General features: G+C 68.8%; 1 protein-coding gene. It reads right to left on the reverse strand.

Annotated features, from left to right (window positions below; genetic code table 11):
• Positions 1–2 precede the first annotated feature (2 nt).
• Entirely contained in the window at positions 3–1,133 is a 1,131-nt protein-coding gene (locus tag ACJJVL_RS03445) for an IS110 family transposase (protein ID WP_405216918.1), read from the reverse strand.
• Positions 1,134–1,339: the final 206 nt, after the last annotated feature.

The raw sequence follows: 1,339 nt of genomic DNA on the forward strand, positions 1-1,339 counted from the left end.
CGTCACGACGCTTCTATGTGTTTTGTCAAGCCCATGACGGCTTCGAGGTGTCGGAAGATGGCGCGGGCGACGTAGCGTTTGAGGATCCGTTTGATGGCTTTGGCGCCCTTGCCTTCGGTGGTGCGGCGTTCGGCGTAGGCGATCGTCACAGGGTCGTTCATGAGCCGGTGCTTGACGATGACGTAGAGCGCTTCGTTGAGGGCTCGGTTCTGGCCGCGATTGAGGCGGTGGTAGCCGGATTTGCCGGACTGGACGGGCAGCGGTGCGGTCCCAGCCATGCGCGCGAACGCGTCTGCTGAGTGGATGCGGCCGTGGTGCGAGTAGGCGTCGAGGATGACTGCGGCGGAGACCGGCCCGACGCCGGGCAGCGTCAGCAGGCTGGGCGCGAGCTGTTCCACGAGCGTCTCCATGCGCTGCTTGTTCTCGCGCAGCTCGGCGCGCATCGGGATGATGCGGCGGGCGAGCCGGGTCGCTTCGGCGCGGGCGGTGGCGAGCTCGATCGTGTCGTCTTTGCGGGACCGCCAGGCGGCGATCTGGTCGATGGTCGCGTTCGCGATCTTCTCGCGTGCGTCGACGCCCAGGGCATGGGTGCGTAGCAGGGCGATGAGTTGCTGCTTGGCGCGGTTGGCGTCCTGCTTCATCGCCCGGCGGGCGCTGGTGAGCACGTGCAGCGCAGCCCGGACCCCTGCCGCTTTCGGCGTCGCAACACGGCCGGCGTCGGCGCGCAGGATCGACCGGGCCGCCGCGACCGCGTCGAACTGATCGGTCTTCCCGTCGCGGGCGCGCGAGCCCCGTCCCGGCGGCCGCACCTCGAATACCGGCAGCCCGTCCTGCAGCACGGCGCGCGTCAGCTGTGCCCCGTAGGAGCCCGAGCCCTCGACCGCCACCGCGAGCCGCTCACCGCCTCGGCGGCGCATCCAGCCGACCGCGCGCGCCAGCCCGGCCTGACTGGTCGGGAACGTCCGCTCCGCGACCAGCCCTCCCGTGGCGGCGTCGACGATCGCGTACGCGTGTTTGGCTGCGTGCGTGTCGACACCGATGACATGCGTGAACGCTTCTGCGACGATGGGCATCGCGGTCCTCCTCAGAATCGGATCGTGTCGGTCCGGTCCGAGAAGCACCCGCTGCGGCAACTCTCTAAGGAGCCACGACCCTCACGGGTCGGGCATGCTTCTATCAAGCCAAGGCAGGTCTCGGGCCGGCTCCGGCGACCGCCAGGCGGGCATGTCGTGACCAAGACACCCGATCACTCAGGGTCAGAGACCAGTAGAGCCACGCCCGACCATCACCGAAGCCAGCCTGCACCGATCACGGACCGGTATCCACCATTAGAGAGACC

Source organism: Agrococcus sp. Ld7, assembly GCF_045064095.1.
In the GTDB taxonomy this organism is placed as follows: domain Bacteria; phylum Actinomycetota; class Actinomycetes; order Actinomycetales; family Microbacteriaceae; genus Agrococcus.